The sequence below is a fragment of the Streptomyces sp. NPDC048352 genome, from assembly GCF_040651895.1.
Classification (GTDB): Bacteria; Actinomycetota; Actinomycetes; order Streptomycetales; family Streptomycetaceae; genus Streptomyces.
This window is the reverse complement of the sequence record NZ_JBEZKZ010000137.1, coordinates 1-7,322: the sequence shown is the minus strand read 5'-3', so window position 1 is coordinate 7,322 and position 7,322 is coordinate 1. Positions and strand designations below refer to the sequence as shown.

Below are 7,322 nucleotides of genomic sequence, written 5' to 3'. Positions count from 1 at the left end.
GCGGACTTCACCGGTGTCCGGTCGTGGGGGGGGCCCCACGCCGGGGCGAGGGTGGGACACCCCCGGGGGGGGGGGGTGGCGGGGCCGTCCGGGGCGGGTGTGCCGGGCGGGGCGGGTCGGCCGGCGGTTTCGCCCCGCGCGCGGCGGCGGTCCGGGGCCGGCGGGTGGGCGGGCCCGCCGCCACCGGCCTGACGGGGGCGGCCCCGTCCGCCGCGAGCCGCTCCAGGAGTGCGGCGTACGCCTCGCGCGTGCGCCCGCGGGGCTCGGTGCGGCCGCACTCCCAGGAGCGGACGGTGGCCGCGGTGACGCCCACCCGCGCCGCGGCCTCCTCGTACGTCAGCCCGCCCGACTCGCGCAGCCATCGGCGCTCCTTGGGGGACGGCAGGCCCAGCTCCGAGCCGGAGGACGTTTCGGCGTCTTGTGTCATGCCACTCTCCCCGCGACACGGCTGCTCTGGGCGATAAAGTACATAAACGTATATTGAGCGACACAACGGTCAATCGGTTGTTACCCGGACATAGCGCGTGTCGAGGGCACCATGGCGGGGTGACCGAAGTGACCGAACGCGGGACCCCGTCGCCGGCGGCCCCGCGGGCCGGCGCCGTGCGGCGCCGTTCACCGGCGGCCGCCGCCTGCGTCCTGGGCGGCGCCGTCGCCGCCGGGCTGGGGCTCGGCTTCCTGGCCGTGCTCGTGATCGTGCTGTGGATCAGCTCCCCCTACCCGGACAGCGGCCCCGGCGGCGCGCTGCACCTCGCTGCCGGACTGTGGCTGATGGCCCACGGGACGGAACTCGTCCGCTACGACACCCTCTCGGGGCTGCCGGCACCCGTCGGCCTGGTCCCGCTGCTGCTCGTGGCCCTGCCCGTGCTGCTCATGCGGCGGGCGGCCCGCCTCGGCAGTGCCTCGGGTGACGCCGCCGGGGCGGAAGGGGACGAGGTGCTGCCGGCCAGTGCCGTGTTCTCCGCCGTGACCTGCGGCTACCTGGCGGTCGGTGCGCTCGCCACCGTGTACGCCGCCGGTGGGCCGATGCCGGCCGACCCGCTCAGCGCGGCCTGGCACGTCCCGCTGGTGGCCGTGGTCGCCGCGGCGGGCGGGGTCTGGGCGGCCAAGGGGAAGCCGCGGGGGACCCTGCCGGGCTGGGTTCCGGCCGGCGTGCGCAAGGCCGTCGGCCGCCCCCGCTACGCACTGGCACTGCGCTCCGGCGCGGCCGGGGTGCTCGTCCTGCTGGGCGGCGGGACCCTGCTCGTCGGAACCTCGCTGGCGTGGCACGCGGCGGAGGCGCAGAACGCCTTCCTGACGCTGACCGGGGTGTGGTCGGGGCGGTTCGCGGTGCTGCTGCTGGCGCTGGCGCTGATCCCGAACGCGGTGGTGTGGGGCGCGGCGTACGCGCTCGGGCCCGGGTTCGCGCTCGGCGCCGGGGCGGTGGCGACCCCGCTCGGCCTCCAGGGGGCGGCGGACCTGCCGAGGTTCCCGCTGCTGGCGGCGCTGCCGGCGCCGGGGCCGGGCACGCCGGTGACGTGGGCGGCGCTGGGGGTGCCGGTCCTGGCGGGGCTGGTGGTGGGGTGGTTCGCGGTGCGGCGGGCGCGGGAGGTGTCGTACGGGGAGACCGCGCTGACGGCGGCGCTGGGGGCGGTGGTGTGCGGGCTGGCGATGGCCGGCCTGGCCGCGGCTTCGGCGGGGCCGCTGGGGTCGCGGGTGCTGGCGGGCTTCGGGCCGGTGTGGTGGGCGGTGGGGGGCGCGGCGGCGGGGTGGACGCTGGTGCTGTCCGTGCCGCTGGCGGTGGGGGTGCATGCGTGGCGCACCCGGCCGGTGCGGGCCCCCGGCGGCGGCGGGGAGGAGGCCGGGGCGGCGGACGCGTGGCACGACCCGGAGGTGCGGGAGCTGCGGTGGGAGGCGTTGCGGAGGGCGGCCGAGCCGATGGTTGCTCCCGCGGTGGAGGCGGCGGTGGCTGCGGAGCCGTTGGTTGCTCCCGCGGTGGAGGCGGCGGTGGCTGCGGAGCCGTTGCTGCCGGCCGCGGTGGTGGGGGTGCGGGTGCTGGCCCGGCGGCGGCCGACCCCTTCCTGACGCGCCGACTCCGTCCGCCGGACGCGGGGGGTGTGCCGCTGCGCGGGGCCGGATCCCCTCCCCGCCCTTCGCCCGTTCCCCGGGGCTCCGCCCCGTACCCCCCGGGGCTCCGCCCCGTACCCGTTGGGGCTCCGCCCCGTTCCCCGCGGGGCTCTGCCCCGTTCCGCGCCGGCCCGGGGACCCCGGCGGTGCCTCCGGTGATCCGGGGGGTCGGGTCAGCGTTGGACCTTGAGGATCTGGCCCACCACGTTGTCCGGGAGGAGGGTGTTGCACTGGAGTTCCGCCGTGCGGGTCAGGGCGTCGTCGCGGCAGATGTAGAAGTCCTTGTACGCCAGTTGCAGGGCGTACGAGCTTCCCGCCAGCAGCAGCGCCAGCGACGCCGTGACCAGGCCGCTGACGGCCGCCGCGCGCTGCGGGCGGGCCGCCGGGCCGAGGGCGGCCAGGCCGCCGGGGTCGGCGTCGGTCGCCGGGCGGCCGCGCAGGGCGCTGATGCCCCAGTACAGGGCCAGCGCGCCCAGCAGCAGCCCCACCGAGGGGATCCCGAAGATCCCGAAGAAGAAGCCCCACATGCCCGACAGCAGCGCGTACCGCGCGCGCCGCTGGACCGGGTCCATCGGGTCCCACCGGGCCGGTCCCTCGGGGCCGCCGGGGCCGTCGCCGGCCGGACCGCCGCCGCCGTCCTGCGGCCGCTGCGGCTGCCGGGGCTGCCACGGCTGGTCGGGCCGGCCCTCCGGCGGCGCCGCGAAGGGGTTGTCGTCGTTCGAGGGGTCGGGCTGACGGCGGTCCGGCATCGAGTGCGTTTCTTCCCCTGAGTCGTCGGCGGTGCGCGCCCCGCGTGCGGGGGCGTACCACGTCGTGTGCGGCGTGTACGCCAGACGCTACCGCCCGCCCGTCCCCCCGTCCCTCGGGGGCGGTCCCGTGTGCCGGTATCGTTGCAGGCGGTCGGTGGCTTCGTATGGTTCCCCGTATATCGGTACCCCGAAGTTTCGTATGACCACACAAGACGAACGTCGCAAATCCTGTGAGAAAGGGCCTCCCATGGCCGCCTCCCGCCTGGTCGTGCTGGTTTCCGGCTCCGGCACCAACCTCCAGGCCCTGCTCGACGCCATCGACGCGCACCCCGGCGGAGCCGAGGGTTTCGGGGCCGAAGTCGTCGCCGTAGGGGCCGACCGCGAGAACATCGCCGGCCTCGAGCGGGCGGAGAAGGCCGGGATCCCCACCTTCGTGTGCCCGGTGAAGGCCTACGGGAGCCGTGAGGAGTGGGACGCCGCCCTGACCGGCGCGACCGACGCGTACGCGCCGGACCTCGTCGTCTCCGCCGGGTTCATGAAGATCGTCGGCAAGAACTTCATCGACCGCTTCGGCGGCCGGTTCATCAACACCCACCCCGCCCTCCTCCCGGCCTTCCCCGGCGCGCACGGGGTGCGCGACGCCCTCGCGTACGGGGCGAAGGTCACCGGCTGCACGGTCCACTTCGTGGACAGCGGCGTGGACACCGGTCCGATCATCGCCCAGGGTGTCGTGGAGATCCGGGACGGGGAGGACGAAGCCGCGCTCCATGAGCGCATCAAGGAAGTCGAGCGCCAGCTGCTCGTCGACGTCGTGGGGCGCCTGGCCCGGCACGGCTACCGCATTGAGGGACGAAAGGTAACAATCCAGTGACCGCCAACGAAACGACGACGACTCAGCGGCCGATCCGCCGCGCGCTCGTGAGTGTCTACGACAAGACGGGACTGGAAGAGCTGGCCCGCGGCCTGCACGAGGCGGGCGTCGCGCTCGTCTCCACCGGCTCCACCGCGTCGAAGATCGCCGCCGCCGGGGTGCCCGTCACCAAGGTCGAGGAGCTCACCGGCTTCCCCGAGTGCCTCGACGGCCGCGTCAAGACCCTCCACCCGCGCGTGCACGCCGGCATCCTCGCCGACCTGCGCCTGGAGGACCACCGGCGCCAGCTGGCCGAGCTGGGCGTGGAGCCCTTCGACCTGGTGATCGTCAACCTCTACCCCTTCCGCGAGACCGTGGCCTCCGGCGCCACCCCCGACGAGTGCGTCGAGCAGATCGACATCGGCGGCCCCTCGATGGTCCGTGCCGCCGCCAAGAACCACCCCTCGGTCGCGGTCGTCACCAGCCCCGCCCGCTACGCCGACGTCCTCGCGGCCGCCCAGGGCGGCGGTTTCGACCTGACCGCCCGCAAGCGGCTCGCGGCCGAGGCCTTCCAGCACACCGCCGCCTACGACGTGGCCGTCGCTTCCTGGTTCACCAACGCGTACGCCCCGGAGGGCGAGGAGGGCGCGCTGCCCGAGTTCCTGGCCGGTGCCTGGGAGCGCAAGTCGCCCCTGCGGTACGGCGAGAACCCGCACCAGGCCGCCGCGCTGTACACCGACGGCCGGCCGGGCGGGCTCGCCAACGCCGAGCAGCTGCACGGCAAGGAGATGTCCTTCAACAACTACGTGGACACCGAGGCCGCCCGCCGGGCCGCCTACGACCACGACGAGCCCTGCGTCGCGATCATCAAGCACGCCAACCCCTGCGGCATCGCCGTGGGCGACGACGTCGCCGCCGCGCACCGCAAGGCGCACGCCTGCGACCCGCTGTCGGCCTTCGGCGGCGTCATCGCCGTCAACCGCCCGGTGACCGTCGAGCTCGCCGAGCAGGTCGCGGAGATCTTCACCGAGGTCATCGCCGCCCCCGGCTACGAGGACGGCGCGGTCGAGATCCTCGCCAAGAAGAAGAACATCCGCGTCCTGAAGGTGGACGGCACCCCGCACCAGCCGGGTGATCTCAAGCCCATCAGCGGCGGCGTGCTGCTCCAGGAGTCCGACGTCTTCCAGGCCGAGGGCGACGACCCGGCGAACTGGACCCTGGCCACCGGTGACGCCCTGTCCGCCGAGGAGCTGGCCGAGCTCGCCTTCGCCTGGCGGGCCTGCCGCGCCGTCAAGTCCAACGCCATCCTGCTCGCCAAGGACGGCGCCTCGGTCGGCGTCGGCATGGGCCAGGTCAACCGCGTCGACTCGGCGAAGCTCGCCGTCGAGCGGGCGGGCGCCGAGCGCGCGCAGGGCTCGTACGCGGCCTCGGACGCCTTCTTCCCCTTCCCGGACGGCCTGGAGATCCTCACCGCCGCCGGCATCAAGGCCGTCGTCCAGCCGGGCGGTTCGGTCCGCGACGAGCAGGTCGTCGAGGCGGCGAAGAAGGCGGGCGTGACCATGTACTTCACCGGTACGCGCCACTTCTTCCACTGACACGGCGAAAGAACGGCGAAGGCCGCGTCCCGCACTGCGGGACGCGGCCTTCGCCGTGAGCGGTGTCCGCTGCTTACTTCTTGACGACGATCGTGCCCGCGGCACGGTCGTGCCAGCCCTGGAGCTTGCCCGAATTGTCGAAGAAGGGCGAGAGGTAGACCAGGATCTGGCCGATGCCGCAGAGGAAGGCGCCGACCATGGGGATGATCCAGCGGATGAAGCCGCCGCCGATGCCCGGAACCTGACCCGTGTTCTCCTTGACGACCTTCAGGCCGAGGGCCATCTTGCCGACGGTGGCGCCCACGAAGGCGATCATCAGCCATTCGTAGAGCAGGGTCGCGAGACCGAGGATGAGCATGCCGCCGAAGAAGGCCGCGAAGATGCCGCCCGCAGCCTCGCCGGCCTGGGCCGACGCCTCGTTGAGGCAGGTGCTGTACTGGGGGGACATCGGGTCGATGCCCGTGCAGTCCTTGATGTCGTTGGCCGCGCTGAAGACGCCCGCGAACACCACGGAGCTCAGGATGAAGTACAGGACACCGATGATCAGACCGTCGATCAGACGCGCGCCGAAGCGGCGGCCCATCGTGGCGACCTGGACGGTACCGAGGCCCGCCACGTTGATGTAGCCGTTGTTGGCCTGCAGGGTTCCGGGAGCCTGCGGCGGGACGCCGTAAGGCGGCTGGCCCTGCTGGGGGTAGCCATAGCCGGCCTGCGGCGGGACGCCCTGCGGGGCCTGCTGCGGGTAGCCGTAACCGGGCTGGCCCTGCGGCGGCTGCTGCTGCCCGTAGGGGTTGTTGGGGTCGCCGAAGCTCATCTGGGTGTTTCCTCCGTGAAGTGCGGGGACGCACGGCACACCTGGAGGACACTTGCTTTCTGCGGTACGCCCCCCGGCACTGCCCGCGGCACTCTTTCCGATCGTCTTGCTGCCCGTCATCGTGGTGGGCCCGCACCGGGCTTGTCCAGTTCGTTGCAGAGCCGGGCCAGACTTGTTGTGCAAGTGCAATGAAGAACGGGTTCCGGCCTCCGCCCGACTGGAAGCCGGGCCGCCCCATCCGGAAGGATGCCCTCATGAGCGCCCAGATTCTCGATGGCAAGGCCACCGCGGCCGCGATCAAATCCGAACTGACCGCCCGCGTGGCGGCGCTGAAGGAGCGGGGCATCACCCCCGGCCTCGGCACCCTGCTGGTCGGCGACGACCCGGGCAGCCGCTGGTACGTCAACGGCAAGCACAAGGACTGCGCCGAGGTCGGCATCGCCTCCATCCAGCGCGAACTGCCCGCGACGGCCTCCCAGGAGGAGATCGAGGCGGTCGTGCGCGAGCTGAACGACGACCCCGCGTGCACCGGCTACATCGTCCAACTGCCGCTCCCCAAGGGCATCGACACCAACCGCGTCCTGGAGCTGATGGATCCGGCCAAGGACGCCGACGGGCTGCACCCGACGTCGCTGGGCCGGCTGGTGCTGGGCATCGAGGGCCCGCTGCCCTGCACCCCGTACGGGATCGTCGAGCTGCTGCGCCACCACGGGGTCGAGATCAACGGCGCGCACGTCGTGGTGCTCGGCCGGGGCATCACCGTCGGCCGCTCCATCGGGCTGCTGCTCACCCGCAAGTCCGAGAACGCCACCGTGACCCTGTGCCACACCGGTACGCGCGACCTCGCCGGGCTGCTGCGCCAGGCGGACATCGTCGTCGCGGCGGCGGGCGTGCCGCACCTGGTGAAGCCGGAGGACGTGAAGCCGGGCGCGGCCGTGCTCGACGTCGGCGTCAGCCGCGACGAGAGCGGGAAGATCGTCGGGGACGTCCACCCGGGCGTCGCCGAGGTGGCGGGCTGGATCTCCCCGAACCCGGGCGGTGTCGGCCCCATGACCCGGGCGCAGCTGCTGGTGAACGTCGTCGAGGCGGCGGAGCGGACCACCAGTGCGGGCTGAGCACGACGTGAGCGGTACGGGCGGGACGCCCGGCGAGGCGGCCCGCCCCGAACCGGGCGCCGAACCGGGCGCCGGGCCGGGCGCCGAACCGGG

General features: G+C 73.9%; 7 protein-coding genes. 4 read left to right on the top strand and 3 right to left on the bottom strand.

Annotated elements, in window-relative coordinates; translation table 11 throughout:
• Positions 1–7: 7 nt before the first annotated feature.
• The gene (locus AB0D45_RS34230; protein WP_362466470.1) at positions 8–427 is read right to left on the bottom strand and encodes a helix-turn-helix transcriptional regulator; all 420 of its coding nucleotides are present in this window, start codon (positions 425–427) and stop codon (positions 8–10) included.
• 119 nt (positions 428–546) lie between these two features.
• Between AB0D45_RS34230 and AB0D45_RS34225 the strand changes: the two genes are divergently transcribed.
• A complete protein-coding gene (locus AB0D45_RS34225; RefSeq protein WP_362466467.1) occupies positions 547–2,064 on the top strand; it encodes a DUF6350 family protein in 1,518 nt (505 codons plus the stop codon).
• A gap of 215 nt (positions 2,065–2,279) precedes the next feature.
• Here AB0D45_RS34225 and AB0D45_RS34220 read toward each other — a convergent pair whose 3' ends face one another.
• Positions 2,280–2,855: a hypothetical protein gene (locus tag AB0D45_RS34220; protein WP_362466464.1), complete on the bottom strand. Its 576-nt coding sequence runs from the start codon at positions 2,853–2,855 to the stop codon at positions 2,280–2,282.
• 247 nt (positions 2,856–3,102) lie between these two features.
• Here AB0D45_RS34220 and purN point away from each other — a divergent pair, with 247 nt between their 5' ends.
• Complete coding sequence (gene purN / locus AB0D45_RS34215; RefSeq protein ID WP_361608296.1) at positions 3,103–3,726, top strand: phosphoribosylglycinamide formyltransferase; 624 nt, start codon at positions 3,103–3,105, stop codon at positions 3,724–3,726.
• On the top strand, positions 3,723–5,300 hold the full coding sequence (gene purH / locus AB0D45_RS34210; RefSeq protein WP_362466461.1) for a bifunctional phosphoribosylaminoimidazolecarboxamide formyltransferase/IMP cyclohydrolase: 1,578 nt from the start codon (positions 3,723–3,725) through the stop codon (positions 5,298–5,300). The genes purN and purH overlap by 4 nt, the downstream gene beginning before the upstream one ends.
• Positions 5,301–5,373: 73 nt before the next feature.
• On the opposite strand, the gene AB0D45_RS34205 is transcribed toward purH, so the two are convergent.
• Positions 5,374–6,114, bottom strand: coding sequence for an RDD family protein (locus AB0D45_RS34205; RefSeq protein ID WP_362466458.1), 741 nt, complete (start codon positions 6,112–6,114; stop codon positions 5,374–5,376).
• 254 nt (positions 6,115–6,368) lie between these two features.
• On the opposite strand from AB0D45_RS34205, the gene AB0D45_RS34200 reads away from it, so the two are divergent.
• Positions 6,369–7,229 carry a bifunctional methylenetetrahydrofolate dehydrogenase/methenyltetrahydrofolate cyclohydrolase gene (locus tag AB0D45_RS34200; protein ID WP_362466455.1) on the top strand — a complete coding sequence of 287 codons (861 nt, stop codon included), beginning with the start codon at positions 6,369–6,371 and terminating at the stop codon, positions 7,227–7,229.
• Positions 7,230–7,322: the final 93 nt, after the last annotated feature.

Coding starts and splice junctions, on each gene's coding strand:
- AB0D45_RS34200 (WP_362466455.1), top strand. CDS start 6,369: ATGAGCGCCCAGATTCTCGATGGCAAGGCCACCGCGGCCGCGATCAAA.
- purN (WP_361608296.1), top strand. CDS start 3,103: ATGGCCGCCTCCCGCCTGGTCGTGCTGGTTTCCGGCTCCGGCACCAAC.
- AB0D45_RS34205 (WP_362466458.1), bottom strand. CDS start 6,114: ATGAGCTTCGGCGACCCCAACAACCCCTACGGGCAGCAGCAGCCGCCG.
- AB0D45_RS34230 (WP_362466470.1), bottom strand. CDS start 427: ATGACACAAGACGCCGAAACGTCCTCCGGCTCGGAGCTGGGCCTGCCG.
- AB0D45_RS34220 (WP_362466464.1), bottom strand. CDS start 2,855: ATGCCGGACCGCCGTCAGCCCGACCCCTCGAACGACGACAACCCCTTC.